This window comes from Ruegeria sp. CL3 (genome assembly GCF_056536505.1).
The window spans coordinates 181766-207949 of sequence record NZ_JBQFPT010000005.1; the positions used below are offsets into that span (position 1 = coordinate 181766).

General features: G+C 58.6%; 28 protein-coding genes. 15 read left to right on the forward strand and 13 right to left on the reverse strand.

What is annotated here, in order from left to right; all coding sequences use genetic code 11:
- The first annotated feature begins 1 nt into the window (after position 1).
- A complete protein-coding gene (locus tag ACR0NO_RS09125; protein WP_480723724.1) occupies positions 2–1705 on the forward strand; it encodes an ABC transporter ATP-binding protein in 1704 nt (567 codons plus the stop codon).
- On the opposite strand, the gene ACR0NO_RS09130 is transcribed toward ACR0NO_RS09125, so the two are convergent.
- From ACR0NO_RS09130 to ACR0NO_RS09150, 5 genes are all read right to left on the reverse strand, one after another.
- Positions 1702–2481 (reverse strand): citryl-CoA lyase, encoded by a 780-nt coding sequence (locus ACR0NO_RS09130; RefSeq protein ID WP_480723725.1) that lies wholly within the window; start codon positions 2479–2481, stop codon positions 1702–1704. The genes ACR0NO_RS09125 and ACR0NO_RS09130 overlap by 4 nt on opposite strands.
- Positions 2478–3665 carry a CaiB/BaiF CoA transferase family protein gene (locus tag ACR0NO_RS09135; RefSeq protein ID WP_480723726.1) on the reverse strand — a complete coding sequence of 396 codons (1188 nt, stop codon included), beginning with the start codon at positions 3663–3665 and terminating at the stop codon, positions 2478–2480. The genes ACR0NO_RS09130 and ACR0NO_RS09135 overlap by 4 nt, the downstream gene beginning before the upstream one ends.
- Complete coding sequence (locus ACR0NO_RS09140) at positions 3655–5166, reverse strand: tripartite tricarboxylate transporter permease (protein ID WP_170471470.1); 1512 nt, start codon at positions 5164–5166, stop codon at positions 3655–3657. The genes ACR0NO_RS09135 and ACR0NO_RS09140 overlap by 11 nt, the downstream gene beginning before the upstream one ends.
- 1 nt (position 5167) lies before the next feature.
- Positions 5168–5650: a tripartite tricarboxylate transporter TctB family protein gene (locus tag ACR0NO_RS09145; protein WP_170460001.1), complete on the reverse strand. Its 483-nt coding sequence runs from the start codon at positions 5648–5650 to the stop codon at positions 5168–5170.
- A gap of 68 nt (positions 5651–5718) precedes the next feature.
- Positions 5719–6702, reverse strand: a complete 984-nt coding sequence (locus tag ACR0NO_RS09150; RefSeq protein ID WP_480723727.1) for a Bug family tripartite tricarboxylate transporter substrate binding protein — start codon at positions 6700–6702, stop codon at positions 5719–5721.
- Positions 6703–6809: 107 nt separating this feature from the next.
- Between ACR0NO_RS09150 and ACR0NO_RS09155 the strand changes: the two genes are divergently transcribed.
- Genes ACR0NO_RS09155 through ACR0NO_RS09165 form a run of 3 tightly spaced genes read left to right on the forward strand, consistent with a single transcriptional unit; the run spans position 6810 to position 9806 of the window.
- Positions 6810–7478, forward strand: a complete 669-nt coding sequence (locus ACR0NO_RS09155) for a response regulator transcription factor (protein ID WP_170690727.1) — start codon at positions 6810–6812, stop codon at positions 7476–7478.
- Positions 7468–8835 (forward strand): sensor histidine kinase, encoded by a 1368-nt coding sequence (locus tag ACR0NO_RS09160; RefSeq protein ID WP_480723728.1) that lies wholly within the window; start codon positions 7468–7470, stop codon positions 8833–8835. Before ACR0NO_RS09155 ends, ACR0NO_RS09160 begins: the two co-directional genes overlap by 11 nt.
- Entirely contained in the window at positions 8814–9806 is a 993-nt protein-coding gene (locus ACR0NO_RS09165) for an ABC transporter substrate-binding protein (protein WP_170638188.1), read from the forward strand. Before ACR0NO_RS09160 ends, ACR0NO_RS09165 begins: the two co-directional genes overlap by 22 nt.
- Here ACR0NO_RS09165 and ACR0NO_RS09170 read toward each other — a convergent pair.
- The 3 genes from ACR0NO_RS09170 to ACR0NO_RS09180 all read right to left on the reverse strand — a co-directional run bounded on the left by ACR0NO_RS09170 (position 9793) and on the right by ACR0NO_RS09180 (position 12600).
- On the reverse strand, positions 9793–10599 hold the full coding sequence (locus ACR0NO_RS09170; protein WP_480723729.1) for a phosphotransferase enzyme family protein: 807 nt from the start codon (positions 10597–10599) through the stop codon (positions 9793–9795). The two genes, ACR0NO_RS09165 and ACR0NO_RS09170, sit on opposite strands and share 14 nt — an antisense overlap.
- A gap of 135 nt (positions 10600–10734) precedes the next feature.
- Positions 10735–11397, reverse strand: a complete 663-nt coding sequence (locus ACR0NO_RS09175; protein ID WP_480723730.1) for a flagellar hook capping FlgD N-terminal domain-containing protein — start codon at positions 11395–11397, stop codon at positions 10735–10737.
- 3 nt (positions 11398–11400) lie between these two features.
- Positions 11401–12600, reverse strand: a complete 1200-nt coding sequence (locus tag ACR0NO_RS09180) for a flagellar hook-length control protein FliK (RefSeq protein WP_480723731.1) — start codon at positions 12598–12600, stop codon at positions 11401–11403.
- A gap of 112 nt (positions 12601–12712) precedes the next feature.
- On the opposite strand from ACR0NO_RS09180, the gene ACR0NO_RS09185 reads away from it, so the two are divergent.
- The 6 genes from ACR0NO_RS09185 to ACR0NO_RS09210 all read left to right on the forward strand — a co-directional run bounded on the left by ACR0NO_RS09185 (position 12713) and on the right by ACR0NO_RS09210 (position 16433).
- Positions 12713–12988: a rod-binding protein gene (locus ACR0NO_RS09185; protein ID WP_480723732.1), complete on the forward strand. Its 276-nt coding sequence runs from the start codon at positions 12713–12715 to the stop codon at positions 12986–12988.
- On the forward strand, positions 12978–13334 hold the full coding sequence (locus tag ACR0NO_RS09190) for a flagellar biosynthesis protein FlgN (protein WP_480723733.1): 357 nt from the start codon (positions 12978–12980) through the stop codon (positions 13332–13334). Before ACR0NO_RS09185 ends, ACR0NO_RS09190 begins: the two co-directional genes overlap by 11 nt.
- Positions 13335–13541: 207 nt before the next feature.
- On the forward strand, positions 13542–14789 hold the full coding sequence (locus ACR0NO_RS09195) for a flagellin N-terminal helical domain-containing protein (RefSeq protein ID WP_170460017.1): 1248 nt from the start codon (positions 13542–13544) through the stop codon (positions 14787–14789).
- A gap of 77 nt (positions 14790–14866) precedes the next feature.
- On the forward strand, positions 14867–15244 hold the full coding sequence (gene flaF / locus ACR0NO_RS09200; RefSeq protein ID WP_170483159.1) for a flagellar biosynthesis regulator FlaF: 378 nt from the start codon (positions 14867–14869) through the stop codon (positions 15242–15244).
- Positions 15241–15642, forward strand: a complete 402-nt coding sequence (flbT, locus tag ACR0NO_RS09205; RefSeq protein ID WP_480723734.1) for a flagellar biosynthesis repressor FlbT — start codon at positions 15241–15243, stop codon at positions 15640–15642. The genes flaF and flbT overlap by 4 nt, the downstream gene beginning before the upstream one ends.
- Positions 15639–16433: a DUF1217 domain-containing protein gene (locus ACR0NO_RS09210; RefSeq protein ID WP_480723735.1), complete on the forward strand. Its 795-nt coding sequence runs from the start codon at positions 15639–15641 to the stop codon at positions 16431–16433. The genes flbT and ACR0NO_RS09210 overlap by 4 nt, the downstream gene beginning before the upstream one ends.
- A 111-nt stretch (positions 16434–16544) precedes the next feature.
- On the opposite strand, the gene ACR0NO_RS09215 is transcribed toward ACR0NO_RS09210, so the two are convergent.
- The 3 genes from ACR0NO_RS09215 to ACR0NO_RS09225 form a co-directional block, all read right to left on the reverse strand.
- Entirely contained in the window at positions 16545–18122 is a 1578-nt protein-coding gene (locus tag ACR0NO_RS09215) for a DUF427 domain-containing protein (protein WP_480723736.1), read from the reverse strand.
- Positions 18123–18195: 73 nt separating this feature from the next.
- Entirely contained in the window at positions 18196–18897 is a 702-nt protein-coding gene (locus ACR0NO_RS09220) for a winged helix-turn-helix domain-containing protein (RefSeq protein WP_480723737.1), read from the reverse strand.
- Positions 18869–19156: a hypothetical protein gene (locus tag ACR0NO_RS09225; RefSeq protein ID WP_170483167.1), complete on the reverse strand. Its 288-nt coding sequence runs from the start codon at positions 19154–19156 to the stop codon at positions 18869–18871. The genes ACR0NO_RS09220 and ACR0NO_RS09225 overlap by 29 nt, the downstream gene beginning before the upstream one ends.
- Positions 19157–19333: 177 nt before the next feature.
- Between ACR0NO_RS09225 and ACR0NO_RS09230 the strand changes: the two genes are divergently transcribed.
- The 4 genes from ACR0NO_RS09230 to ACR0NO_RS09245 all read left to right on the forward strand — a co-directional run bounded on the left by ACR0NO_RS09230 (position 19334) and on the right by ACR0NO_RS09245 (position 23260).
- Positions 19334–19801: a hypothetical protein gene (locus tag ACR0NO_RS09230; RefSeq protein WP_480723738.1), complete on the forward strand. Its 468-nt coding sequence runs from the start codon at positions 19334–19336 to the stop codon at positions 19799–19801.
- A gap of 109 nt (positions 19802–19910) precedes the next feature.
- Positions 19911–20528: a ribonuclease HII gene (locus ACR0NO_RS09235; protein WP_480723739.1), complete on the forward strand. Its 618-nt coding sequence runs from the start codon at positions 19911–19913 to the stop codon at positions 20526–20528.
- A gap of 107 nt (positions 20529–20635) precedes the next feature.
- Positions 20636–21739, forward strand: coding sequence for a site-specific DNA-methyltransferase (locus ACR0NO_RS09240; protein ID WP_170471442.1), 1104 nt, complete (start codon positions 20636–20638; stop codon positions 21737–21739).
- 138 nt (positions 21740–21877) lie between these two features.
- Positions 21878–23260 carry an adenylate/guanylate cyclase domain-containing protein gene (locus tag ACR0NO_RS09245; protein ID WP_480723740.1) on the forward strand — a complete coding sequence of 461 codons (1383 nt, stop codon included), beginning with the start codon at positions 21878–21880 and terminating at the stop codon, positions 23258–23260.
- A 78-nt stretch (positions 23261–23338) separates the two neighbouring features.
- On the opposite strand, the gene ACR0NO_RS09250 is transcribed toward ACR0NO_RS09245, so the two are convergent.
- Both ACR0NO_RS09250 and mutY read right to left on the reverse strand, forming a co-directional pair.
- The gene (locus tag ACR0NO_RS09250) at positions 23339–24475 is read right to left on the reverse strand and encodes an alkane 1-monooxygenase (protein WP_480723741.1); all 1137 of its coding nucleotides are present in this window, start codon (positions 24473–24475) and stop codon (positions 23339–23341) included.
- Between the two features lie 61 nt (positions 24476–24536).
- Positions 24537–25592: an A/G-specific adenine glycosylase gene (gene mutY, locus ACR0NO_RS09255; RefSeq protein WP_480723742.1), complete on the reverse strand. Its 1056-nt coding sequence runs from the start codon at positions 25590–25592 to the stop codon at positions 24537–24539.
- Between the two features lie 81 nt (positions 25593–25673).
- Here mutY and ACR0NO_RS09260 point away from each other — a divergent pair, with 81 nt between their 5' ends.
- Positions 25674–26180, forward strand: coding sequence for a DciA family protein (locus ACR0NO_RS09260; RefSeq protein WP_170642621.1), 507 nt, complete (start codon positions 25674–25676; stop codon positions 26178–26180).
- The last annotated feature ends 4 nt before the right edge of the window (positions 26181–26184 follow it).

Consider the following 26184-nt stretch of genomic DNA (forward strand, 5'->3'; position numbering starts at 1 on the left):
CATGAGCCTTCTGACCATCCAAGACCTCACCGTCGAATTCCCGACCCGCCGCAAGCTGTTCACTGCGGTGGATCACGCAGACCTGTCCGTCGAGCCGGGTGAAATCCACGGTTTGGTGGGCGAATCCGGTGCAGGCAAATCCACCATCGGCGCGGCTGTCATGGGGCTGCTGGAACGTCCCGGACGGATCGCCAGCGGCCAGATCAAGCTGGGCGGAGAACAGATCAGTGGCCTTGATGCCGAGGCGATGCGCGGCCTGCGCGGCAAGAAGATCTCGATGATCTTTCAGGACCCGCTGACCTCTCTGAACCCTTTGTTCACGGTCCGAGAGCAGCTGACCGAAACCATCCTGGCCCATCTGGGTTGCACCGACGCCGAGGCCAATCAACGCGCCCGCGACCTGATCGACCGGGTGGGTATCCCAGATCCTGATACGCGTCTGGACCAATATCCGCACCAATTCTCGGGCGGGATGCGCCAACGGGTGGTGATCGCCTTGGCGCTGTGTACCGAACCGGATGTGATCATAGCGGATGAGCCGACCACGGCGCTGGATGTCTCGGTGCAGGCGCAGATTCTGGACCTGATCAAGGAATTGGCGCGGGAACGGCAAGTCGGCGTCATTCTGATCACCCATGACATGGGTGTCATCGCCGACACAACCGACCGCGTGACCGTCATGTATGCTGGCAAGGTTGTCGAAACCGGAACAACCACGCAGGTGATGGGACAGCCACAACACGAATACACGCGGTCTCTAATCGCGGCGGTGCCACGGCCGACGCTCAAACTGCACCGGTTCCCGCAGATTAGCTATGGCGGGCGTGAGACGCGCTTCGCGATCGAGGATATGGCGCGCCATTGGCCGAAAGTGGACAATGACACGTCCAAGCCCGTGTTCGAAATCCGCAACCTGACCAAACGCTTCCTGCAACGTCGCGGTCTTTTGCCTTGGGATCGGACCTATTTCACCGCGGTCGATGACGTGAGCTTTGATATCCGTGCGGGCGAGGTGTTCGGCGTGGTGGGTGAGTCCGGCTCGGGCAAGTCCACCGTGGCGCGGATGATTGCTGGCTTGTACCCGGTCGATGGCGGCTCGATCACGTTTGACGGGCAGTTGGTCAGCGATCTGGGCGACAAAGCTGTGCAGGACGCGTACCGCAAGAACATCCAGATGATCTTTCAGGATCCCTATTCCTCGCTGAACCCCAGAATGCGCGTGGACGAGATCGTGGCAGAACCGATCCGTCATCACCGCCTCATGAGCGGTTCAGACGTCAAACGTCGGGTGGATGAGCTGTTGGATCAGGTGGGTCTGGGTTCGGAAGCGGGCCTGAAATACCCGCATGAGTTCTCGGGCGGGCAGCGTCAGCGTATCTCCATCGCGCGCGCCTTGGCGACGCAGCCTCGGTTTCTGATCTGCGATGAGCCGACCAGCGCGCTGGACGTCTCGATCCAGGCGCAAATCCTGAACATCCTGAAGGACCTGCAAGAACACCTGGGCCTGACGATGCTGTTCATCAGCCACGACCTGCCGGTCGTGCGGCAGATGTGCGACCGCGTTGCCGTGATGAAGGCAGGGCAGATGGTCGAGATCCAAGAGACCGATGCCCTGTTCGCCAACCCGCAGACGGACTACGCCAAGGAACTATTGCACCTGATGCCGCGACTTGATGATCTGTCGACCGAAGGACTGGGCGTTTAGGTCTTGGTTTTGGGGTCCACATAGGTCCAGCGATAGGCGGGCGGGGTCGGTCCCTTGTTGCGGCCACCTTGCTCCATCTGCTCCCATGCGTGAGTCAGGATGCCGACAGAACGGGACAAGCAAAACAACCCGCGCGCCAATGGTGGGGCAAAGCCTAGCTCGGCATAGATCACGGCCGTCGCGCCATCGATATTCATGGGGACGGGTTTGCCTTTGCGACGGGCCAGCTCGGTCTCAATCGCCTGCCCGATCCGCATGAAATCACCGCTGCATGCCCCTTGATCGACGGCTTCGGCGACCAGCGCCATCAGGCGCGGGGCGCGCGGATCGGTCGGGGTGTGAAAGCGATGGCCAAAGCCCGGCAGGATCTTTCCGTGAGTGGTGATCCATGCGTCCAACGCTTGCCCCAAATCGCCCGAATGCCCTGCAACAAAGTGATAGAGCTGCACCGCCTGCTCTCCGGCCCCGCCATGCACATCGCCCAGCATGTTGACTGCGCTGGCCATCGCGTTGTTCAGGGGCAGACCGCAGGTTACGGCCATTCTGGCGGCAGCGATTGAGGGCGCTTGCGGGCCGTGATCAACGGCCGCAACCAAAGCGGCTTCGAACAAACGAGCTTGTGCTGCGGTCGGTTTCTCGCCGCGCAGCATGAACCAGATCATTTCGACGAAACTCAAATTGCCGATCAAATCCTGGATTGGCTCTCCGCGCAGGTGTATCCGGCCAGGCTCCATGTCGATGATCGAGGTTTGCCACCAATCGGATACATCGCTCATATGATGCCCCCCTTTTTCAAGGCATCGATCTCATCCTGCGACAGCCCGAGTTCAGACCAGATTGCGGAATTGTCTGCGCCCAATTCCGGCGGTGCAGTCCCAGGATGTCTGCGCGCGCCGTCCATGACAATAGGGCTGCCAGCGAGCTGTAGGTCTTCACCGTGAATGTCCAGCGTACCGATCAAACCCCGCCCAGATAATTGCGGGTCGTCGAGCGCATCGGAGACGGTTAGAACCTGCCCGGTGGGCACTCCAATATCATTCAACTCTCGAACCCATTCCTTTGCCGGTCGCGTGGTCAGCGTGTGCTCCAATTCCGCGCGCAAGGCGTGACGGTTGGTCTTGCGATCCTCTCGTGTTGTGTAGGCTGGATCGTCCAGCAGGTCGTCCCGGCCCAGATGCTGAGCAAGCGCCTGCCATTGTTCATCGCGGTTGGCGGCAATGTTGATCGGACTGTCTGCAGTAGCAAAGGTGCCCGAGGGGGCCGAGGTTGTGTTTTCGTTCCCATGCGCGGCAGGCGTAACGCCACCGATCAGGTGGTTCGAGACGACCCAACCCATCGTAGAAATAACCGCGTCGGTCATAGCAACATCCAGAAACGCGCCACGTGGGGTCGCGTTCAGGGCGGATGAGATGGCGAATGCTGCGGTCAGGCCACCGACCGTATCCGCCAGTGGGTAGCCAACGCGGTAGGGCGCCGTATCTGGCGCGCCGGTGATCGACATGACACCGCTGACCCCTTGAACGATCTGGTCATAAGCGGGATCATCGCGGCGGGGTCCGTTCTGCCCAAAGCCACTGATCGCGCAGTAGATTAGTCGCGGGTTTTCAGCTTTCAGGGTTTCATAGCCCAGACCCAATCGATCCATAACGCCGGGCCTGAAATTCTCGACCAGAACATCGGCGGTGCGGACAAGCTTTTTCAGCAGCGCTTTGCCGTGCTCATGTTTCATATCCAGCGTGATGGATTTCTTAGCAGCATTCTGCGCCAGAAAGCTGATCCCCATGCCAGCTTTGTTGCGATCAGGGTCAGCGCCCAAAACACGGGCTAGATCGCCCGAGCCGGGGCGTTCGACCTTGATCACCTCGGCGCCCATTAATGCGAGTTGATAGCAGCAATAGGGGCCGGCAAGCACGTTCGTCAGATCCAGAACGCGAATGCCGGCCAGAGGGTCAGTCCCCATCCGCAATCCCCGCAGCCCGTGCCCGCGCACGGCGCGCGCGGTAGCTCGGCAGCAGCACCAGAAGGACGGCGATCACCAGCAGGCCGAGAGTCATCGGGCGCTCCCAAATGAAGGCGATCCCGTCATAGAGCTGCATCGAGCGGGCAAAGTTGTCCTCCATCATCCCGCCAAGGATGAACCCGATCAGAAGCGGGGCGAGGGGGTAGTCCGCGAATTTCAACGCGGTGGCGCAGATGCCGAAACCCACGAGGAGCAGTAGCTCGGTCGCGTTGTTCTGGCCGATATAGGCGCCCATCAGGGTGAAGAACAGGATGAACGGGATCAGGAAATTGCGCGGTACGGCCAGCACTTTGGCGATGTAGGGGATCAGCGGCAGGTTCAGGATCAGCAGCACCAGATTGCCGATGAACATCGACATGATGACGGCCCAGAAGATCTGAGGCTCATCCACCATCAGGCGCGGGCCGGGTGTCACGTTCAGCGCGATCAATGCACCTAGCAGGATGGCCGTTGTGCCCGACCCCGGGATGCCCAGCGTTAGCAGTGGTACGAATGACCCGGTACAGGCCGCGTTGTTGGCAGATTCCGGTGCGGCCAGACCTTTGATCGAGCCTTTGCCAAACTCTTCCTGTTCCTGCTTCGGTGCAATATTGCGTTCGACCGCGTAGCCAAGGAAGCTGGCAATTGTCGCCCCAGCCCCAGGCAATACGCCGATGAAAAAGCCCTGAACGGACTGACGGCCAATGACTGGGGCAATTGCTTTTGCCTCATCCTTGGTGATGCGCAGGTCCTTGATCTCTCCGTCGTCGCCTTTCAGGTCTTTGGGCTTCAGGACGAGAAACAGCGCCTCGGGTAGGGCGAACATGGCCATGGCCAGCGTAATGAAGCCGAAGCCTGATTGCAGGTCCATGATCCCCATGGTGAAGCGGGGCAGGTTGAACAAAGCGCCTTCGCCCACGGTTGCCATGATCAGGCCGAGGATCGTCATGATCATTGCTTTGGCGACCTGACCCGATCCCGCAAATGCCGCGATTGCGGACAGTCCTACAACCATTAGGGCGAAGTACTCTGCCGAATGGAACAGCAGTGCGACCGAGGACAGTGCTGGCGCGAAGACCATCAACAGAATGGCGCCAAGCGTGCCGCCCGCGAAGCTGGCAATGGCCGCGATGGTCAGCGCCTTACCCGCCTTGCCTTGCCGCGCCATCGGGTAGCCATCAAAGCTGGAGGCAACCGTGCCCGCAACCCCCGGTGCGTTCAGCAGAATGGACGAAGTCGAGCCTCCGAAAATCGCGCCGTAGTAGACGCCTGCCAGCAGGATCAACGCCGCTGACGGATCGCCCATAGAAATCGCAACTGGGATCATGATCGCGATGATCGACATCGGGCCGAGGCCCGGAAGCATGCCGATGAAGGTGCCGATCAGACAGCCAGCAATGACCATCAGCAGGTTTTGAATTGAGAATGCCGTTTGCAGGCCGATCAGAAGTCCTTCAAGCATGTCAGCCTCCGAAAATGCCCGGCAGGGGGCGCATGTAGATGCCCAGGACTTCCTGAACCAGATACCAGACCGCGCCTGTGGCGATGAATGCAACCGGCAGCATGATGTGCCACTTGCGCTCGCCCAGAATGAAGGAGCCAAGGATCAGGAAGGCAGAAGTCGAGATCAGAAAGCCGACGGGCCGCAGGCACAGGGCATAAATCACCATCAGGGCCAATAGCATCAAAGCTTGATCAAGGTGGTAGTCACCCAGACGTCGGTAGTCGATATCCGCCGCTTTCGGCTCGGATTTTTCGAAGCCCAGCAGGATGATCGTGCAGGCGATGATGCCCAGAACAGACAGCACTTTGGGGAAGGTGCTTGGCCAAATAGGGTTGCGCTGCATGAAGGGGGGCAGGCTGCCATCCATCGTAAACCAGGCGGCGTAGCCATAGGCCAGACAGACCCCAAGCAAAACAAGCGCGATCCAGCGATCCAGCGCCATGACATCCCCTCCCTCGTGTTTTTGTTGATTGTGGCAGAGCGGGCGGGCCGCTCTGCCGTGAGTGGTGGTTAGAGGAAGCCCAGTTTTTTCATCAGATCGCTGATCTGCTGCTCTTGCTGCTCGAGGAAGGTCGAGAAATCGTCGCCCGAGTTGTGGATGTTCACCCAACCATTGCGCGCGCGTACTTCTTCCCACTCGGGGGTGTCATACATCTTGGCGATGGCGTCTTGGTAAGCGGCCAGCTTGTCTTCGGGCAGGCCGGGCGCTGCGAAGAAACCGCGCCAGTTGACGAAGGTGGTGTCGATGCCCTGTTCCTTCATGGTCTGTGCGTCGGGCGCTGCGTCTACACGCTCATCCGCAGTCACACCGATGATTTTCACCTCGCCTGCATTGGCCAGATCAACCGCTTCCGAGAAGCCGGTGGAAAGCGCTGCGATCTCACCCGACAGCAAGGCTGCCATGGCTTTGCCGCCTGCGTCATAAGGAATGTACTTGACGCCAAGCGCGTCCTTACCCGCTGCTTCCATCACCATGGCCGCAACCAGATGGTCCATACCGCCCGGAACCGAGCCGCCGCCGATTGCTGTTGCACCCGGGTCCGCGTCGTAGGCGGCCAGCAGGTCCGCCATCGAATTGATCGGGCTGTCCTTACCGACAACAATGGCCGCGTAGTCGCCGATTGTGCCCGAGACCAGCGTCAGGTCGCGGAAGTTGTGCGGGAAAACACCCGTCAGTGAGCGGATCACGATGGGGGTCGAGTTCACCATCAGCGTGCCATGGTTGCTGTCGGCGTTCTCGATCAGATAGCCAATGGCTTTACCGCCGCCGCCACCCGACATGTTCTCATAGGACGCTGTGCCCACAAGCCCTGCCTTGGTCAGCGCCTCGCCGGTGCCGCGTGCAGTGCCGTCCCAACCGCCGCCTGCGCCGCCGGGGATCAGGAAGTGGATGCTGTCCACGACTTCATGGCCGTCAGCCAGAACAGGTCCCGCAAGACCAACAGCGGCCACAGCCGAGATCAGGGCGCGACGGCCCAGTTTGAAAGTTGTCATGATGTCCTCCCATTTGACAACTGGCCGCTTGGCGGCACAGATTGAGATCAAGAAAACACATCAACCTGACATCAACCTTTCATGCGCGAAAATACTGCGAACGCCCTATGAAATTCCTGCTGGTCGAAGACAATATGGACCTCGCGAACGCTATCGGTTCGCGGATGCGACTGGACGGCCATGTCGTTGATCATGCTGCAACTTTGGACGATGCGACCGCGTTTGTCGAGGCTGAGGAATATGACCTGATCCTGTTGGACATCATGCTGCCCGATGGGGATGGGCGCGATTTCCTCAAACGCCACCGTGCAAGTCATCTGGACACACCTGTCATCGTTTTGACCGCGCGCAGCCAAGTCTCGGATCGAATCGGGTCGCTGGATCTGGGGGCCGACGACTACGTCACCAAACCCTTCGATCACGCAGAGCTCGAGGCCCGCTGCCGCGCCGTTTTGCGCCGCAAATCCGGGATCGCCAAAACGACGATCGAGATCGGCGGTATCGTTTTCGACCCGGTTGCCGGTCACCTGATTGTCGGCGGTGAGACGCTGTCGCTGCGCAACCGGGAACTGCGCCTGTTGGAGTTCTTCATCAATGCGCCCGGTCAGGTGTTCTCGAAACAAAAACTGGCGGACAGGCTGTTTTCTTACGATGACGATGTCTCGGACAATGCTATCGAGGTGTATGTCGCCCGCCTGCGCAAACATCTCGAGCGTTCGGAGTTGAAAATTACCACGTTGCGTGGCCTGGGCTACAGGCTGGATCATGTCAGCTAGCCCCGCGGTTTCAGGATCTCTTCGTAATCGTCTGGTGCTGACCCTGATTGGCGGCGCGGCCATTCTGGCGTTGCTTTTGTTCTTTACGGTGCGCAGTTATGCCGCTCGCGTCGCGCAGCAAGGGCAGGACAATATCCTTGGTGCCTCCGTCACCTCGATCCTCGATGCCGTCGCTCTGCGGGACGGAGAGCTTGAGGTCGACATCCCCTACGCCGCCTTCTCGATGCTAAGTACGCCGTCGGATGATCGGGTGTTTTACGCCATCTTTCAGGACGGAGAACTGTTGTCCGGCTACGACGATCTTTCAGCCACGAATGGAACGCCCAATGGCGAATGGACTTTTCAATCGGGCGAGGTGCGCGGAGAGACCATTCGCCAGGTCAGCGCCAGTCGCACTCTCGTGGGTTTGGGAACCCGGACCGAAGTCGAAGTAGCCCTTGGTCAAACGCAAGACGCATTGGCCGAAACCCTCAGGCAGATTTCACGAAACGCGGCGTATCTGGGGATCGGCTTCTTCGCGCTGGTCGCCGGGTTATCGTTCTGGGCAACGTCAGCCACAATCGGACAGTTAAACAAGCTGACGACGTCGGTGACTCGCCGTGGCCCTCAGGACCTCAGCCCGTTCAGAAAGCCGGTGCCACGGGAAATGGCCCCGCTTGTGTCGTCGTTGAACTCTTTGATGGGGCGTTTGGATCAGTCGCTCAGCCAGTCCGAGGATTTTATAGCCGAGGCGGCGCACCGGGTTCGGACGCCATTGGCAACGGTTCGGTCCTATGCGGACGCGACGTTGCAACGCGTTGAAAAGGAAGAAAATCGAGAGGCTTTGCGCTCGATGGTACGGGCGATTGACGAAAGTTCTCGGGCGGCGGGGCAATTGCTGGATCACGCGATGATCACCTTTCGCGCCGATCATCTGGAGCGGGAAGAGATTGATCTAGTCGCTCTCGTCCGCGATCTGGTTCAGCGCCTCACACCCATTGCCGAGATGAAGGACCTTTCCCTGACCTTGGTCGGGGACCCTGTTGTGACCTATTCGGGCGATCCGATCCTGATCCAGAATGCGGTACGCAACATGGTCGACAACGCGCTAAAATATGCCCCTGCCGAAAGCGTAGTCGAGATCGAGGTCTCGCAAGGGGCGCAAGCCCAGATCAGCGTACGGGATCAGGGGCCGGGCTTTCCACCAAGTGAAATTGACACGCTCACCCGGCGGTTCGAGCGCGGTAAGAATGCGGCCGGGACCATTGGCTCAGGGCTTGGCCTGACCATCGTTCAGGATGTCGCAAAGGCTCATGGTGGCGATCTGATCCTGACCAACCGGAAAGGCGCAGGCGCATGCGTTACCTTATTGCTTTGATCGTCACGCTTCTGGCCTCGGCCTGCACGGCAGAGGAGTGGGAAGACCAGCGGGTGTTCAACGCTGCCGCTGATGGTCCGCGTTTGCGTATCATCTCTAGCACCGACACTGCGCTTTTCGCGCCGTTGATCGAGGGGTTCCTGACGCAAAATCCAGATGTCTCCGTCGAGTATCTGGTGACGGGAACCGCCGATCTGGATGCGCGTGTGCGGGCTGCGCCTGAGGCGTTTGATATTGTCATTTCCAGCGCGATGGATCTGCAGCTGAAACTTGCCAATGATGGGTTTGCAATGCCGCTTGATAATTTGCCCGGTTCGGATTGGGCCCAGTGGCATGACAGCCTGTTTGCTTTTACCCAGGAACCGGCGGCCATCGTCATCAACCGTGCGGCCTTCGCAGGGTATCCCGTTCCGCAAACCCGGCAGGAACTGATCGAGGCCCTGCGCGCGCGCCCCGAAGCCTTCCGTGGTAAGGTCGGCACCTATGATATCCGGCAATCCGGCTTGGGTTATTTGTTTGCGACGCAAGATGCCCGCGCGTCTGAGACCTTTTGGCGTCTGATGGAGGTCATGGGCGGACTGGACCTGCGTCTATATTGCTGCTCGGGCGACATGATTGACGATCTGACAAGCGGTTCAATCGCGGTCGCTTATAACGTGCTTGGCAGCTACGCAACGGCGCGGGTCGACGGCAAAGAAGCGCTCGAGGTCATTCTGCCCAGCGATTTTCAGACCACCATGATGCGAACGGCGATGGTGGTGAAAAACACGCAATATCCTGCCGCCGCCGAGGCGTTTGTCCGCCATCTGATCGTTGCAGGGCCTGAGCTGGCACCTTTGCCCTTGCTCACGTCACTGCAGGTGCAAGAAAGCGCGGTAATTACGCTGGAACCTGCTTTACTGACGTATCTCGACACGCTCAAGCGCAAGAAATTTCTGACGGCCTGGGAAGACGCCGTCATTCAGAAATAGCGTGGTCCTCAAGGGCCTTTAGCTCAAGCTGCAGGCCCTTTTCATAGTCTGTTGATCCGTTCTCAAACCGCCACAGGCAATAGGCCGCCATTCGCCATGCATACCACGGACGCAATGCTTCGTAGCGGGCAACTGTTTCGTGCTCGCCATACGCGGTTAGGAACTGCGCGTGCTCATCTGGGTTCAGTGGCGCGCCGCGATAGAGGTGCTGCATGGCAGGCGATAGGAACAGGGCCAGATCCTCGCAGGGATCGCCAATTGCCGGGCATTGCCAGTCGATCAGGGTCAGGTTGGAGCCATCCACCAGAATGTTCCCGGCCACAGGGTCGCCGTGGATCAGACACGTTCTTTTTGTTGGCGGCACAGGGTCCTTAGGCCGCATCGCGGTGACGCGATCTTTAAAGTCCGAGGAACATAACGCCAAAAGCTCGGCCCCGTGGTGGGCCAAGTCAGCGCTGCCGTTCCGTCCTGTAGGCAGCGGCAAATCGACCGTCGCGCAATGCAATCTGCGCAGCAAAGAGGCGACCTGAGCCGTGTCACTTTCCCACGGGCGACCCGGCGCGTGATCGTACAGAACCCAGGCGTCGCCCTTATGCTGCCCTGTTGCCTGCAATCGGGGCACGAACCCTTCTTGCTCAAATGCGCGCAGACACAGCGCTTCGAGTTGGGCGTCATTGCGGAACATCGGGTTGCGCAGTTTGGTTCGGTAGAGCTTCAATACCGTGTCGCCACTTTCCCCCAGAACTTTCCACACCAGATTGGTTCTACCCCCAAACAGAGGTTCGAACTGCACGGGCCCCGTGATCAGCCCGCGCGTGCGCAGCTGGTCAATCAGGTCTGGTAGAGGCGCGTTGACATGGGGCAGGGGACGTACCGCTCAGCAAGGGAATCGTGATTTGCCAAGGTTTGGACTGCCAGCCCGATCAGATCAAGCACCCGTTCGGATCGCCGTCACCTCATCCGAGCGCACAATGGCGCCGCTTTGCAGGGACAGATGCACCGTCCCATCAGCAATTTGCGCCTCAACCACGCGGTGGTAGCTGGCGGCCAGACGTTGCGACAACAGCTCGTCATCCTTGTAGCTCTCCAACGTAGCGGAATACGTGCCCTGGCTTAGCGGATTGCCCGAAACGTCGGTTCCGGCCCAGAGAAATTCGGTGTCTGTGTGATTGACGGGAATGCGGTCAATCACGGTGCCGGTTTCATTGCGGATCACCATGATGGCTTCATCGCTTGTTGCATCGGCCTGAGCAAACAGAGTGACCGGCTGGTTCTCGAATCGAAAAGCCGAAGCTGATCGAACATCAACGCCCACCCAATTGGACAGCTCACTCAGCTTTTGCCCGCCCAGCGCCGTGCTTAGGGAAGACAGCAGATCATTGGTCTGAACCTGCTGTTCAACCATCGAAAACTGAGCCAATTGAGAGGCGTATTCCGAGGAATCCATAGGCTCCAGCGGGTCCTGGTTTCGCGCTTGTGCGGTCAACATCAGCAGAAAGGTCTCAAAATCCGAGGTCAGCTTGGACGCCTTCGATGCGGTCGAAGTCGGGGCCTGTGCCGCAGCCTGGGCGGTACTTGTAGGAGTGATCATTGGTCAAAGCCTCATATCAATGCCACGACCCGAGAGGTTTCGGGGAATGATTGGAGCGTTTGGCGAATCCAGTTCATTCGAATGGGAAGGACCATAGTCGCTTGCCTTCGGGGTTGCAGTATCATCCTGCGCATCGTCCGATGTGCTTAGATCAAACGAAATGTCGCCATATCCAAGGCTTAGGAGTTCAGCCTCCAAAACGGCGAGATGTCGGCGCATCAGGTCCAGTGTTTCGGGGCGCTCGGCGGCTATGGTCAGAACCATCCCATCCTCGCGACCGTTGAGCGTAATGGAGACCCGCCCCAGTTCCTCGGGGCTGAGTGCAATCTCGATCGTACCGGAACCCGCGCGAACCTGAATCGCTGCCGCCATCTGCCCGGCGATGGTTCGGGTGATTTCAGCCTTGGCAGCCTGTGTGGCTGGATGCGCAACCGAAGCCGTGTCGCGGACGTTCTGAAACAAGGGCTCTTCGCGCGTGGCAATCACGCCGTCAGTTTCGCGGATCTCTGTGGCAGTTTCGGAATCTGCGTTCCGCACAGACGCCATCACCTGCATCTGCGCGAGAGTTGGTGTGGGTTTGGAGGGCTGAGGCGCAGTTGTCACTGCATTGTTCTGGGGGGCAGCGGCCGGTTCAGTAGGTTGCATCACAGCCAAGGTTTGTGCCCTCTCAGTTGGAACAGGCTGCCCCGCAATCGGCTTCGCAGACAGGACGTGACCGTCTGAGGCTTTGGTTGAGACCGTTTGGACGGTGTTGGGTTGTGGCTGAACAGGTGAATTGTGCTTGTTTTCGACCTCAAGCCGCTGCGGTGAAGCAACTGAAACCTTATGCATTGCGCCAGAGTCGGTCTTAGGTGCTTCTGCACCCTCGAGTTTCGATTGAATAGGTACAGTTTCAGACCCTTGCGTTACCTGCGTCTCGCTCGGCACTGGCAGTGCGGCCAAGTCCCCAAACACGTGTTCCTCAGGAGCGTCAGGCTGGGTTGGCAGAGGGTCTGCAAGAACCTCTTCTAGGGCAGAATCCTCCGGCACAATGTCCCGTGCAATGGCGGTTTCATCCTCGGCTGCTACCTCGACTTCAGGCTGCGGCGTTTCTTCCTCAAGAACATCCTGAAAGCGCGTGGACGTCTCCGATGTGGTTTCGCGCGTCCCCGGTTTCGTGGCCGTGTTTTGCGTGGGTGTCATCAGCGTAAGAGGGTTAGGCATTTTGCTCCGGCTCCGTCGTGGTTGACGGTCAAACTGCCCAAAGGAGGTTACGTTTATTTTAACCGCTTTCGTCTTTGATCAAGAAAGTTCGATGCAATTTTCGGAGAAGCCGATGAAAATCCCTCCCCTCCAGTCGATGCCGCCGCCGCCCTCAACCCATGACCGCCTGCAAGCCGCCGCGGTTGAGCTTGAGGCGGCGTTTCTGGTCGAAATGCTGAAATCTGCAGGCTTGGGAAAAGCACGCGATTCGTTCGGTGGCGGCGCCGGAGAGGACCAGTTCTCGTCCTTTCTTGTGCAGCAACAGGCCCGGCAAATGGCGCAATCCGGTGGCGTTGGCCTGTCCGAACTTCTGTTCCAATCCTTGATGGAGAATTCCGATGACACATGAACCCAATCTTCTGATCAAATCACTGGAAGAGGTTCTTGATCTTGAGCGCGCCGCGCTTGTGGACGGTGATCTTGAGCGTCTCAATCATATGATCCCTGAAAAAGAGAAACTGATCGGTGCGATCAACGATCTTCAGGTGCTCAGCAGCGATGATCTGCTTCGCGTCCATCAAAAGGTGGAGCGGAATCAGGCGCTGCTGAACAGCGCGGCCGAGGGGATTCGCGCGGTTGCCACCCGCATGGCCGAGTTGCGTCGCGTCCGGCAGGAATTCAGCACCTATGGGGCCGACGGGCAGCGCAATGGTTTTACAGTACGAGGTCAGGCAAAGTTGGAAAAACGCGCATAGGACCAGAGTTGATTCAAATCTGAAATTTCGAGTTGGGCCGCTTTAGCACTCCGTTAGGGGATCAAGGTCAAAGGTGGTTCTGCACCTGAAACAGCGGGTGGCGCGACGGGCCGGACGGCGCATCGCACAGGTCAGAAAGACACCAAAGCCCGCTTGTCTGGCGGGGTGATCTTGGGCGCTGAAGCCCTAACGCAAAAGGATGGAACTATGTCCAGTATTCTGACAAATAACGGCGCGATGGTTGCGCTGCAGACCCTGAAATCGGTCAACAAAAACCTCGAGATGACCCAGAACGCGATCTCCACCGGCAAGGATGTCGCAACAGCAAAAGACAACTCGGCCGTCTGGGCGATTTCCAAAGTAATGGAATCGGACGTCAAAGGCTTCAACGCGATTAAAGACAGCCTCTCGCTGGGTGAATCGACGGTAGCCGTTGCGCGGAACGCGTCTGAAACTGTCACCGACCTTCTGACCCAGATGAAGGAAAAGATCGTTGGGGCGCAGGAAGACAACGTGGATCGTGCCAAGATCAACGCTGACGTGAGCGCGCTTAAGGATCAGATCGAATCTGTTGTTGGTGCGGCTCAGTTCAACGGTCTGAACCTGGTGAACGGGTCGTCGGGCCCGGCGTCGATACTGGCGTCTCTGGATCGTGATGCGGCGGGTGACGTGACCGCGTCTTCGATCAGCGTCGCTGCTCAGGATCTTTCGGTTGGTGGCTACACCGCCAAGGGTGTTCTGGCAGGTTCGGACAACGTGACAACTGACAACGACACTGCTGGTTTCACCATGGATAAGACTGGTGGCAGCGGTGACATCGTGATCGACAGCTCGACCGACAACTTCGAAGCGGGCGACAAGATTTCGATTGCGGTGGGTGATCAGGTTGCGACCTATACCGTTCAAGACTCTGATCTCGATCCCTCGGGTACCTATGATGCCGCTTACACGGATGCGATCGTCGCCGTAGGTCTGAAGAATAAGATCGACTCTTTGGGCATCACGGGTGTCGCGATCGACTATGACTCCGGCAGCCCGGGAACCCTGAGTTTTGTGACCGGTACTGCAACGGCTGGTGCTGATGCCGACCGTGATGTGACCATCGCGGCCCAATTCACAAATGCCGGTGCGGGGGGTCTTGGTGCTCTGGATTCGATCGACGTTTCGACCGACGCAGGGGCACTGGCTGCTTTGGGTACCATTGAGGGTCTGATCGACACAGCGATCGACGCCTCGGCTTCCTTTGGCTCGGCGCAGGGTCGAATCGAGACACAAAAAGAGTTCATCTCGAACCTGTCGGACTCGTTCAAATCGGGCATCGGCTCTCTGGTGGACGCCAATATGGAAGAAACCTCGGCCCGTTTGCAGGCGCTGCAGGTGCAACAGCAGCTGGCCACCCAGTCGCTGTCGATTGCCAACCAAGCGCCGCAGTCGATCCTGTCTCTGTTCCGTTAAACTCGGAACCCGGTCGGGGCGTGAACACCACGCCCCGGTCCTGACTGCCTGAAGACGGACTATTGGAAGGATTTCAAGTGACACCGCAAAGCTACGCTCAACGCGCCTATGCGCAATCTGCCGCTCCGACCCGCACGCCGCGGGATACGGAGTATGAGGCGATCTCGAAAATCACGCATCGGCTCAAAGCAGCAGCAGCCCGGAAGGCGACGGATTTTTCCGGATTTGTTCAGGCACTGCATGAAAATCGGCGGTTGTGGACAGTGCTGGCGACCGGCGTGGCGGACTCGGACAACTCGCTGCCGAAGGATTTGCGCGCGCGGATTTTCTACCTGGCCGAATTTACGGAGCAGCACAGCGCACAGGTTTTGGGGAACACCGCGACGGTAGAACCTTTGCTGGAGATCAACATGGCCGTTCTGCGGGGTCTACGACACATGAGGGCCGCCGGATGAGTGGCCTGGTCCTGAAACTTGCCCCGAAAGAGCGTGTGTTGATCAATGGTGTAGTGATCGAAAATGGAGACCGCCGCAGCCGGTTTTCGATCATGACACCGCAAGCCAACGTTTTGCGACTGCGCGATGCGATCCACCCGGACGAAGTCACAACGCCCGTACGCCGCGTTTGCTACGCTGCTCAATTAGTGCTGTCTGGTGATATGGAGCCTGATCAGGCGCGCCAGAAATTGCTGCGCCGGGTTGAGGAACTAAGCCAGGTGTTCACGGATTCAGACAGTCGTCGTGCTCTGAGCGAGGCGACCGAAGCACTGGTGGCCGAGCAATACTATAAATGCCTCAAGTCCCTCCGCTCTTTGTTGCCACGGGAAGAGCGGCTGATGGCGTACCGACAATGACGTTCCAGCCTGTCATACCCTCTGGCGGTATTGTCGGCTGGCGTTTTTTGCAGCGGACCTATGAGGCGCAGCTGGAGAGCTTTACGAACTCCAGCGTCAACCAGAGGGACAGGCAGTATTTTCTGGAAAACATAAGCAAGGTTCAATCCGCCGAAGATCTGGTGTCGGATCGCCGGTTGCTACAGGTGGCCTTGGGCGCCTTCGGGTTGGGAGAGGACATCAACAATCGGTTCTTTATCCAAAAGATTTTGGAGGATGGAACCAGAGCCGATGATGCCCTGTCCAACCGATTGTCCGACAAGCGGTATCGCGAGTTTTCTCAAGCCTTCGGTTTTGGCCCCGGAGAGGTGCGCAAGACCGGACTGATCACGAATATGGAGCAGATCGCCGAAGACAATCTGGTGTCCCGTTTCGAAGTTTCCGTGGGTGAGACGAATGAGACAATGCGGATTTCCCTCTACGCGCAACATGCGCTTGATGAACTGGCTGCCGGTGCCAGCAGCGCGAATACGAAATGGTTCGATTTGATGGGCTTGCCACCCTTGCGCAGCATGATGGAGACTGCACTTGGCCTGCCATCCTCGTTTTCGCAGCTCAATCTGGACAGGCAGCTTGAGGTGTTCAAGGACCGTTTGTCAGCCTTAACTGGATCGGATGATCTGGCCCAATTCACTGAGGCTGAAGCCATTCAGAAACTGACGGACACGTATCTGGCCCGCAGTCAGATCGCGGAACTGCAAAGCACCATATCACCGGCGCAGACCGCTTTGATCTTGTTGGGCACGGTCTAAAAATTGTACATTTTGCGCCAATCGACAGGGTGGCGGGACGGGTCCCAGCTTACTATGCACACCATTTTGCCGAAGCAGATCAAACACAGCGAGTTTGACAAACCGCCAAGGTTAAGCTGGACCACCGACCTCAACATCAGCCGCCGTTCGCAGGGCAAAACACGTGACTGGCTGGGACACGTTGCGCAGTTTGATATCGCCGAGGGGGATTGCATTGCAGCATGCGGGCTCAATGTCTTGCGAGACGACAATGCGGTACCCGGTCGATTTACTATGCTCACCCAGACGTGCAGCGACGTTGGCGGCTTGTCCGATAACGGTGAAATCCAACCGTTCGCGCGAGCCGACATTGCCATAGGTCACCCGGCCATAGGACACGCCGATTGAGCAGTCGCAGTGGATATCAGGATCCGCTGAACGCAGTTCGGCGAGTTTTTCGACGATTTCTGTTGCCGCCTGTTGGGCATTCGCGCGGGCCTGCGCGGGTTCCGCACCCGCTGGGAAAACGGCCAGAACGGCGTCGCCTATGAATTTCAGAACCTCGCCCCCGTTTTCGTCCACGATACCCGAGACCGTCTCAAAGAACTCATTCAGCAGATTGATATAGGCATCCCGGCTAAGACTTTCTTCCAGGCTGGTCGAGTTGCGCAAATCGCAGAACATGATGGCCGCATCAATCTCATCCCCGTCGCCGCGTCGGATCTCTCCGCCCAGCACGCGCGCGCCTGAGCGTTTGCCAACATAGGTTTCCAGCAGAACCTGTGCGTTTTCGCGCTGCATAAACACCTCGTAAAAACGGGCGATCACGGCAGAGCATTCGAACACCAGCCCTAAGTTCTCTGTCGTGAACCCATCGGGATGATCGCAGCTGAGCGTTAGCACGTTTGTTCGACCGTCCGAGAAAGGCAGCGGCATGGCGACATAGTCCGTGGCCCCTTTGGCCCGTAAATCCTCGATGATGGGAAAGCTGTTATGCGGGTTTTCGTCATTTACCCTTTGGCGCACGCCGCCCAATCCGTTCGAGACGTGGCGCAACGGGCTGTTGATGAACGCAGGGTGGTCGTAGATTTCATAGGTGGGCGCGCGGGTCAGGATCTCATCCTCGCCCTTTTCCCAGATGAAGTGTTTGCCGGCGATTAGGGGATGCAAGGACCATGCAAGAATGCTGAGGCGTTGGATCGCTATCCCGTGTTCCAGCATCTTTTCGGCCAACGCCTTGGTGAACGCTTCTGGTGTATCCGACAGGGACGCCCCACGCATCAGCCAGTCAATCAGCGGGCCGCTGATATTGGTGTCTTCGGTGTCACGCAGTTGGTTCTTGCCGAGGTCGATATCCGTATAGGCACTGGGCATGAACCCAATATGTCCCCGAATTGCAGCGCTCTCTGGCAGGGCGTCGTCATAGGCCCATACCGAATTGGCCAGGCGATCTCCGGGCAGGTTGATATCGTGATAGGTCGCGGTTCCTTTGAAGGGGCAAAAGGTTTGCAGGCCGGTTTCACCGCTCAGGTCGACGCAAACATCCGAACGAGGGACGTAGATCGTCGGCGGCAGCCGGGTTTCATACATCACCTTGGCATTCTGGCTTTCGGCCAAAAGAAGGCCATCGCGAAAAATCGCGATCCTGTCGGACAGATGTTCGACTGAGATGTCATAACCGTTGGATTTTGGTGTGGTGTGGACGTTCATCGCCATCCCTCCCTTGCCCGGGGTCTCTATAGAATGGGCGTTTTGGCCGGGCATTCCAAGAGGGGCGCGGATTCTAAACCATCTGGATGACGTCTTTTTCGATCGAAAGCATATAGCCCTTTTTGGCGATGTTTTTGACCAGCAACTCACTGACCATCTGATTGCCCAAGGCGTCGCGCAGCCGTTTTATTCGGGTGGCGCCTGCGGCCTCGTCACAATCGGCGGCATCGCGACCCGAGATCGTCGCCTCGATCTGCGCGCCTGACAGGACCTCATCATCCAACCGGGATTCTGCCAGAACCGAGAGGGTCTCCATCGCCGCGGGGGTCAGTTTGAAATCCATGTTGTTGAGGTAGACGGTGTTCTCTTCGCGGCTGATCAGCAGGGATGTCACCTGGATGCCGGTGCGTTCGATCTGTGCCATGCGCCGGTTCAGCAACGCCAGCATCACCAGAAACACCAAGGCCGAGATCATCATTGCGCAGGCAAAGACCAGCAGCACATAGATTACCATGCGGTAGCTGGACAGCGTATCGGCAAAGGCCGTTCCCGATTGGGCCAGAATCTCAAGCAACCGAATTTCGGTTTGTGAGGTCAGATCCGCCTCGACAAAAAGCCGTTCCACACGGGCATTGAAGGCATTGGCATCGGGCAGTGTCCAGAACAGGAACAGCGCGGCGGTGATCAGGATCACGACAATGGCGGCAATGCCCAGAACGACAAGACGCACGCCCGAGCGTCGCGCCTCAGAAACGGAGATAGAATTGTCCGGCATTGGCCTTCCTTTGATCCAACCCTTCCGGCCCGAAGACGGACTGGACATTCAGCAGGGTCCACCCAGAACCGCTAAGGCGCTGGGCGACTTCACTCGTTGCCTGCCCCTTGTCGCAGGACGACACCTGCATCACGCCGTAGTGTAGACGCAGCGGGTTGTCCTGTTTGGCCTTGTAGTCGGCATAACATTCCGCGGCCAACGCCACCGGGGCCACCGATATCAGCGCAGCTGCGACCAGAGAAGAGAAGATCTGTTTCATAAGCTGCATCCTGCGCATGGCTTGGGCTGATATTCAATGTCCAAAGGGGTTTGCGGCACCTGATATCCAATAACACGGGGCCGATATTGCTTGTCTGAGGGGGGTGGACCCAGTGTTGAGGCATCAAAGACGCGGTCCATCACGGGGTCGCCAAAAATCTCGGAAAGGACAGGCATCATGCACAAGAAATTCATCGCTCTGATCATCGCGACGGCTATGGCGATTACCGGCGTATCGGCCTCAAAGGCGCGTGCTGCGGATACGGGGGATATCCTCGGGGGGCTGGCCGCGATCGCGATCATTGGCGCAGGGGTGCATTACTATAGCAAGGAAAAGCGCAAGGATCGTGAGAAAGCCGCGCGGCAATACAACCACGTGCAAACTGCGCCTCAGGTCAAGCATCCCAAGGTAAAGCCTTTGCCCAGACACGTGGCACGCTATGACCTGCCACAACGCTGCCTGCGCCAGCATGACAATTACGGGCAGCGTCCGCTGCTGGGAACAAATTGCCTCAACAAACACTACAAACATACCAACAGCCTGCCGCAAGAGTGCAAGGTCGGGTTCTGGAATGGCAACAAGGTAAAGCGGGCATATGAACCTGCATGCCTGCGCCATCACGGATACCGCGTCGTTTACAAGTAACACGGTCGAGCAGGAGCGGTGCGAAACAGCACCGCGCTGAGAGAGGGTGGCGCAAGCTGCCCTCTCTTTTTTTGTTGCGGCGGCTGTGAAAACGCGGTTTTCCGAAGGGATGACAAAACCGACTTTTGAACTTGAACAGGGGCTGCACGCGCGGGGCTACGTCCGGGTTGCAGGCGTGGATGAGGTCGGGCGCGGCCCGTTGGCCGGACCCGTGGTTGCGGCTGCCGTGATCCTGAACCCAGACGATATTCCCGAGGGGCTGAACGATTCCAAGAAGCTCTCGCTCAAGCGACGCACAGCTTTGGAGGCAGAGTTGCGAGACCGGGCCGAGATCGCCGTGGCAGAGGCCTCGGTCGCCGAGATCGATGAGCTCAATATCCTGCGCGCCTCGCATCTGGCCATGGTGCGCGCGGTGCAGGCGCTGGATCCGACACCCGATTACCTTCTGATCGACGGGAATATGATTCCCAATGACCTGCAGATCCCGTCCGAGGCCGTGATCAAGGGGGATGGCAAATCTGTGTCGATTGCGGCGGCTTCGATCATCGCGAAAAACTGGCGCGATCTGCTGATGGTGGATTTAGCGCAACAGCATCCCGGCTACGGCTGGGAGGCAAACGCCGGATATCCGACAAAACAGCACCGTGAGGCGCTGCAAAATCTTGGCGTGACCCCACATCATAGGCGTTCGTTCAAGACGGTACACAATATCTTGTATCAAGAGTAAATCGTAAGTCGCTGATTCAAAAAAGAAATTGACGGCGAATCGTCTTTGACTCATCCTTGTCTCAACCAAATGAGCGCAAAAGCGCCGTGGATACTTGAGGCAGTGATATGACAACGACCACCAAAAAGGGCGCAAAAGCGCTCCCTTTAAACACGATTCTATCTGGGGACTGCATCGATGTGATGAACAGTCTCCCCGAGGCGTCGGTTGATCTGATCTTTGCGGATCCGCCCTATAATTTGCAGCTAAAAGGCCAGTTGCATCGCCCCGATAACAGCCAGGTGGATGCGGTCGACGATCACTGGGATCAATTCTCAAGCTTCGGTGCTTATGACCAGTTCACGCGTGAGTGGTTGAAGGCGGCGCATCGTCTGCTCAAGCCGAACGGCGCGATCTGGGTGATTGGCTCGTACCACAACATTTTCCGCGTGGGCTCGGCCCTGCAGGATGCGGGATATTGGATTCTGAACGACGTCGTATGGCGCAAGTCGAACCCGATGCCGAATTTCCGCGGCAAGCGGTTCACCAATGCGCATGAAACGATGATCTGGGCGTCGAAGCGCGAAGGCGCGAAATACACGTTCAACTACGAAGCTCTGAAAGCGCTGAACGAGGGCGTACAGATGCGCAGTGACTGGGTTCTGCCGATCTGCACCGGGCATGAGCGCCTCAAGGACGAAAACGGCGACAAGGCGCATCCGACACAGAAGCCCGAGTCTCTGCTGCACCGCGTTCTGATTGGCTCGACCAATCCGGGTGATGTGATTTTGGATCCGTTTTTTGGCACAGGCACAACAGGGGCTGTCGCCAAGATGCTGGGCCGTGAGTTCATCGGCATCGAGCGCGAGGAAAGCTATCGTAAAGTGGCTGAGAAGCGCATCTCGAAGGTGCGTAAGTTCGACCGCGAGGCGCTGGAGGTCAGCGCTAGCAAACGCGCCGAACCGCGTGTTCCTTTCGGTCAACTGGTCGAACGTGGGATGCTGCGCCCGGGCGAAGAGCTTTACTCGATGAACCAGCGCCATAAAGCCAAGGTTCGCGCGGATGGAACGTTGGTTGGCGACAACGTCAAAGGCTCGATCCATCAGGTTGGCGCACATCTTGAGAACGCCCCCTCCTGCAACGGCTGGACCTATTGGTGCTTCAAGCGCGATGGCAAAACGGTGCCGATCGACGTTCTGCGCCAGCAGATCCGGGCCGAGATGCACAACTGATATCACGAAAACCGCCGGTGCCTGTGGCCTGACACAAGGCACTACGCCTTGCCCCGCCGTTCTCGGCGGGGTCTTTTGTTTTCCGGTCATAGGTGATTGCATGGGCGCGTCGCCAGCACCGCCTCAGAGGTTTCTGTCATGAGCGAGATAACTGCCAGCCCATCCAGACTGGAACGGTTCGCCGTCACACAGCCGGATGTTGTGGATCTGGACAACAAATACACCGAAGCCGCAATGCAACGGCACAAGCAGGAGGGCCTTGAACTGGCCGTCCGCGCACGCTGGATCGCCATGGCCTTGACTGGGGTTTTGTTGATCTTTTTGAACCCGCAATGGGAGGTCCTGTGGTATCATTTCATCCTGCTTCTCATCTGCGCCAATGGTTGGTTGATCCGGCGCGCAGGGCGGGTTGGGCAATCGCGAACCGAGCTGTTGCTGATCTTTGTCGATCTTCTGATCATGACGCTTGGGATGATTGTTCCGAACCCGTTCAGCGATGATGTGCGGCCGCTGGCCATGCAGTACCGGTTCGACAACTTTCAATATTTCTTCATTATTCTGGCCGCAGGTACGCTGGCCTATTCGTGGCGCACGGTTGTCGCGATTGGCTCCTGGACGGCCCTGATCTGGACGGCGGGTTGGATCATCGCCTGGTGGGTGGCCACGCCGATTCCGGGGATCAGCCAGAAGGTGGCGGCGGCTTTGCAGGGCTATCCGGACGTGGCGGAGTTGCTAGACCCAAACAGTTTTGACATCCCGCAGCGCATTCAGCAGGTGATCGTGTTTGTCATGGTCGCGGTGACGCTTGGCGTGTCGATGCGACGGCTAAATCGCTTGTTGATGAGCAACGCGGGTTTGGAGCGGGAGCGGGCGAATCTGTCGCGTTACTTCTCGCCCAATGTGGTCGATGAGCTCAGCCAGAATGACGAGCCGCTAAAGCAGGTGCGCAAGGCGGACATCGCGGTGCTGTTCATAGACATTGTGGGCTTTACGAAATTTGCGGCCGGACGGGACCCCTATGAGGTGATCGAGGTGTTGCGCGGGTTTCATGCTCGGATGGAGGCCGAAGTGTTCCGTCACCATGGCACGTTGGACAAATATCTGGGTGACGGGCTGATGGCGACTTTTGGCACTCCGGTCGCAACGCCTTTGGACGCAAGCAATGCGCTGGGCTGCGCGCGCGCGATGGTTGGCGTCATCGACGATTGGAACCAGGAACGGCTTCATGCGGGAGAGCATGATATCCATGTCGGGATCGGCGTGCATTTTGGTTCGGTCGTTCTGGGGGATATCGGGGCCAACCGGTTGGAATTTGCTGTGATTGGAGATGCAGTGAATGTCTCGGCCAAGTTGGAGGCGATGACCCGTGATTTTAACGCCCGGATCGTGGTCAGTGACGCGTTGCGGGAGCAGGCATTGCGCGAGAATCCGAATGGCGGAGCATTGATGGATGGGTTTCAGAAACGCCAGGGCCAGACCGTTCGCGGAGTTGAAACCCCTATGGATATCTGGGTTTTGTGAACGGCTCCCGCCTGTTTGGGCAGCATCAAAGATGCAGCCCCTCCAGTTGGGCCGGGCAGCGCTCGGTGCGCGCTGCTGTCACGCCCTTGGGCCTGGGTTCAGTGCTTTGTTGTAGGGGTGCCAGTCGGTGATCTCGGGGTAGTAGTGCCGCCGCCAGGCGCGGACGCGAGGGTTCATGACGCGGCGCCAAAAGGGCGGGATCATCGCGGCGACGGTCATGACCGGGTAGCCGTAGGGCAGTTGCGGTGCGTCTTCCTGCGCGTGGTTCTGCAGCAGCGGGAAGCGTCGATTGGGTTTGTAGTGGTGGTCCGAGTGTCGCTGCAGGTTGATGAGCAGCCAGTTCGACGCCTTTTGCGAGGCATTCCAGGAGTGCCGTGGCAGAACGTGTTCGTATTTTCCCTCGCCCAAGTGTTTTCGGGTCAGCCCGTAGTGTTCCACGTAGTTGACCAGCTCTAACTGCCAGATTGCGACGCCCGCTTGCAGCAGGAACAGGGCGAGGCCGGGCCATCCTCCGATCAGGGCGGCGAGAGCGAGCATGCCGCCTTGCAGCGCCCAGTAGCACCAGAACGGGTTCGAACGGTCAGTCCACGGACGATCCTTGCGGGCCAGCTTGTCGCGTTCGGCCCGGAAGGCCGAGATCAGGCATTGCCTCAGGACACGAGGGTAGAAGCGGTGGAAGCCTTCGTTGTAGCGCGCCGTGACCGGGTCGCGTGGGGTGCCGACATGACGGTGGTGGACCAGCAGATGCTCGGACCGGAAATGAGAATAGAGGACCATCGCGAGAAGGATATCGCCCAGCCAACGCTCAGAGCGGGATTTCTGGTGCATCAGCTCGTGGCTGTAGTTGATCCCGATCGTGCCCGAAATGACGCCCATACCGAAGAACAGCCCGATCTTCGACCAACTCGACAGGTGATCGCTATGGGTTGCGTACCAGATCAGGCCAAACAGCGTGAGGAATTGGACAGGCGCCCAGAGCTTGGTCAGCAGGATATACCAATGCAGCGCATCATCCGGGGTTTCAGTGTCGGCGTTTTGCAGGTTGAGGCCGATCAGGCGGTCCAGAACCGCAAAGGCCCACCATGTGGAGAGGGGGATCAGCAAAACCCACCACCCCCCTGCAAAGGCCGTTGCCCAGATCAGCGGGATCAGCAAGAAGGACACCCAATAGGGCAGGGCGGCTTGCCAGCGCGAGAGGGTTTGAGTCGCGATCATCCTAGATGCTCCGAATAGGCAGATGCACCCTAGCCGGACGGATCGGGCTTGCCCAGCGGGCTTATTGCCCCCGCCAAAGGTCGTAGGCTTTTCGCATCACCGTAGGCAGGTCGCTGGGTTTGAAGTCATGCTTGGGCAATAGGGTCAGCCCGTCGGGTTCGGTGCCATCGGGCAGCGGCGCGGTCCAGATTCGCAGCACCAGATGGAAATGCGTGAACGTATGGCGTACCTCGCCGTTCAACGCGCGCCACTCTGCCGAAAACGGAGGGGCCTCGGGCGGGGTCTCGGACCAATCCGAGCCGGGCCATCCCAACATACCACCCAGCAGACCCTTGTCGGGGCGGCGTTCCAGCAGGAACGCTCCGTTTGGGTGTTGCGCGATGTAGACATGGCCGAATCGCGAAGGTTTCGGCTTTTTGGGGGTCTTCTTCGGCAGCTCCGGCTGCGTGCCTGCAGCGCGGGCAAGGCAGGGGGTTTGCACGGGGCAGATTCCGCAGGCTGGGGATTTGGGTGTGCAGATTGTGGCTCCCAGATCCATCACGGCCTGGGCGTAGTCTCCGGGGCGCAGCTGCGGTGTCAGCGCAGCCGCTTTCTCTTTCAGAACAGGTTTTGATCCGGGCAACGGGTCGTGAATATCGAAAAGCCGTGCCATCACCCGCTCGACATTGCCATCCAAGACGGTTTCGGGCCGGTCAAACGCAATGGCCGAGATCGCGGCGGCGGTGTAGGGGCCGATCCCCGGCAGCTCCAACAACGCGTCATGGGTGTCGGGGAACTGTCCGTCGTGCTTCTCCGCGACAACACGGGCGCACTTCAGCAGATTGCGGGCGCGGGCGTAGTATCCGAGGCCCGCCCATTCCCCCATGACCTGATCATCGGGGGCTGCGGCCAGCGCCTGCACGGTCGGCCAGCGCGTGGTGAAGCGGGTGAAATAGTCCCGCACAGCGGCGACGGTTGTCTGTTGCAGCATGACCTCGGACAGCCAGACCCGGTAAGGGTCCGGCACCACGCCTGCGGCGCGATCGGCAGGGCCGACACGCCATGGCATCTCACGCGCGTGGCGGTCATACCAGTCGAGCAATTCAGCGCTCAGGTTAAATTCGGGGCTGTCACGCAAGTTTTATCTATCTCACTGTCGGGTTTCGCTGGCGCCTGCTGGCCTGCCTACTACAATAGCGGTGCAGGAGTTGGAAACCAGATGCAGCGCAGACGTTCTTCGACCCGCGGGTTCAAACGCACCGCGACATTGCTGAACGATCAGATCAGGCGCGCCGGCGAAAGCCGGGGCTTTGCGGTTTCGCGCCTTCTGACTCACTGGGCTGAGATCGTGGGCCAGGACACTGCCGCCATCGCAAGACCCGTGAATGTGGGCTATGGCAGGAACGGAATGGGGGCGACCCTGACTGTGCTGACAACCGGGCCACAGGCCCCAATGCTGGAAATGCAGAAAGAACAACTGCGCGGGAAGGTGAACGCCGTTTACGGCTACAACGCGATCAGCCGTGTGCGCATCACCCAGACCGCTCCGACCGGATTTGCCGAGGGGCAAGCCAGTTTCGAGCACAAGCCGAAACAAGCGAAACCAGAGATCAAACCTGAAATCATGGCCGAAGCGGGCAGAGTCTCGCAGGATGTCCATGATGAAGATTTGCGTGCGGCTCTTGAACGTCTGGGCCGCAACGTTTTATCCAAGCAGAAACGCTGAGAAA

Coding starts and splice junctions, on each gene's coding strand:
- flbT (WP_480723734.1), top strand. CDS start 15,241: ATGAGTGGCCTGGTCCTGAAACTTGCCCCGAAAGAGCGTGTGTTGATC.
- ACR0NO_RS09145 (WP_170460001.1), bottom strand. CDS start 5,650: ATGGCGCTGGATCGCTGGATCGCGCTTGTTTTGCTTGGGGTCTGTCTG.
- ACR0NO_RS09180 (WP_480723731.1), bottom strand. CDS start 12,600: ATGCCTAACCCTCTTACGCTGATGACACCCACGCAAAACACGGCCACG.
- ACR0NO_RS09210 (WP_480723735.1), top strand. CDS start 15,639: ATGACGTTCCAGCCTGTCATACCCTCTGGCGGTATTGTCGGCTGGCGT.
- ACR0NO_RS09240 (WP_170471442.1), top strand. CDS start 20,636: ATGACAACGACCACCAAAAAGGGCGCAAAAGCGCTCCCTTTAAACACG.
- ACR0NO_RS09130 (WP_480723725.1), bottom strand. CDS start 2,481: ATGAGCGATGTATCCGATTGGTGGCAAACCTCGATCATCGACATGGAG.
- ACR0NO_RS09250 (WP_480723741.1), bottom strand. CDS start 24,475: ATGATCGCGACTCAAACCCTCTCGCGCTGGCAAGCCGCCCTGCCCTAT.
- ACR0NO_RS09230 (WP_480723738.1), top strand. CDS start 19,334: ATGCACAAGAAATTCATCGCTCTGATCATCGCGACGGCTATGGCGATT.
- ACR0NO_RS09225 (WP_170483167.1), bottom strand. CDS start 19,156: ATGAAACAGATCTTCTCTTCTCTGGTCGCAGCTGCGCTGATATCGGTG.
- ACR0NO_RS09135 (WP_480723726.1), bottom strand. CDS start 3,665: ATGGGGACTGACCCTCTGGCCGGCATTCGCGTTCTGGATCTGACGAAC.
- ACR0NO_RS09175 (WP_480723730.1), bottom strand. CDS start 11,397: ATGATCACTCCTACAAGTACCGCCCAGGCTGCGGCACAGGCCCCGACT.
- ACR0NO_RS09235 (WP_480723739.1), top strand. CDS start 19,911: ATGACAAAACCGACTTTTGAACTTGAACAGGGGCTGCACGCGCGGGGC.
- ACR0NO_RS09155 (WP_170690727.1), top strand. CDS start 6,810: ATGAAATTCCTGCTGGTCGAAGACAATATGGACCTCGCGAACGCTATC.
- ACR0NO_RS09185 (WP_480723732.1), top strand. CDS start 12,713: ATGAAAATCCCTCCCCTCCAGTCGATGCCGCCGCCGCCCTCAACCCAT.
- ACR0NO_RS09160 (WP_480723728.1), top strand. CDS start 7,468: ATGTCAGCTAGCCCCGCGGTTTCAGGATCTCTTCGTAATCGTCTGGTG.
- ACR0NO_RS09220 (WP_480723737.1), bottom strand. CDS start 18,897: ATGCCGGACAATTCTATCTCCGTTTCTGAGGCGCGACGCTCGGGCGTG.
- ACR0NO_RS09165 (WP_170638188.1), top strand. CDS start 8,814: ATGCGTTACCTTATTGCTTTGATCGTCACGCTTCTGGCCTCGGCCTGC.
- ACR0NO_RS09260 (WP_170642621.1), top strand. CDS start 25,674: ATGCAGCGCAGACGTTCTTCGACCCGCGGGTTCAAACGCACCGCGACA.
- ACR0NO_RS09125 (WP_480723724.1), top strand. CDS start 2: ATGAGCCTTCTGACCATCCAAGACCTCACCGTCGAATTCCCGACCCGC.
- ACR0NO_RS09150 (WP_480723727.1), bottom strand. CDS start 6,702: ATGACAACTTTCAAACTGGGCCGTCGCGCCCTGATCTCGGCTGTGGCC.
- ACR0NO_RS09190 (WP_480723733.1), top strand. CDS start 12,978: ATGACACATGAACCCAATCTTCTGATCAAATCACTGGAAGAGGTTCTT.
- ACR0NO_RS09140 (WP_170471470.1), bottom strand. CDS start 5,166: ATGCTTGAAGGACTTCTGATCGGCCTGCAAACGGCATTCTCAATTCAA.
- ACR0NO_RS09195 (WP_170460017.1), top strand. CDS start 13,542: ATGTCCAGTATTCTGACAAATAACGGCGCGATGGTTGCGCTGCAGACC.
- ACR0NO_RS09215 (WP_480723736.1), bottom strand. CDS start 18,122: ATGAACGTCCACACCACACCAAAATCCAACGGTTATGACATCTCAGTC.
- ACR0NO_RS09245 (WP_480723740.1), top strand. CDS start 21,878: ATGAGCGAGATAACTGCCAGCCCATCCAGACTGGAACGGTTCGCCGTC.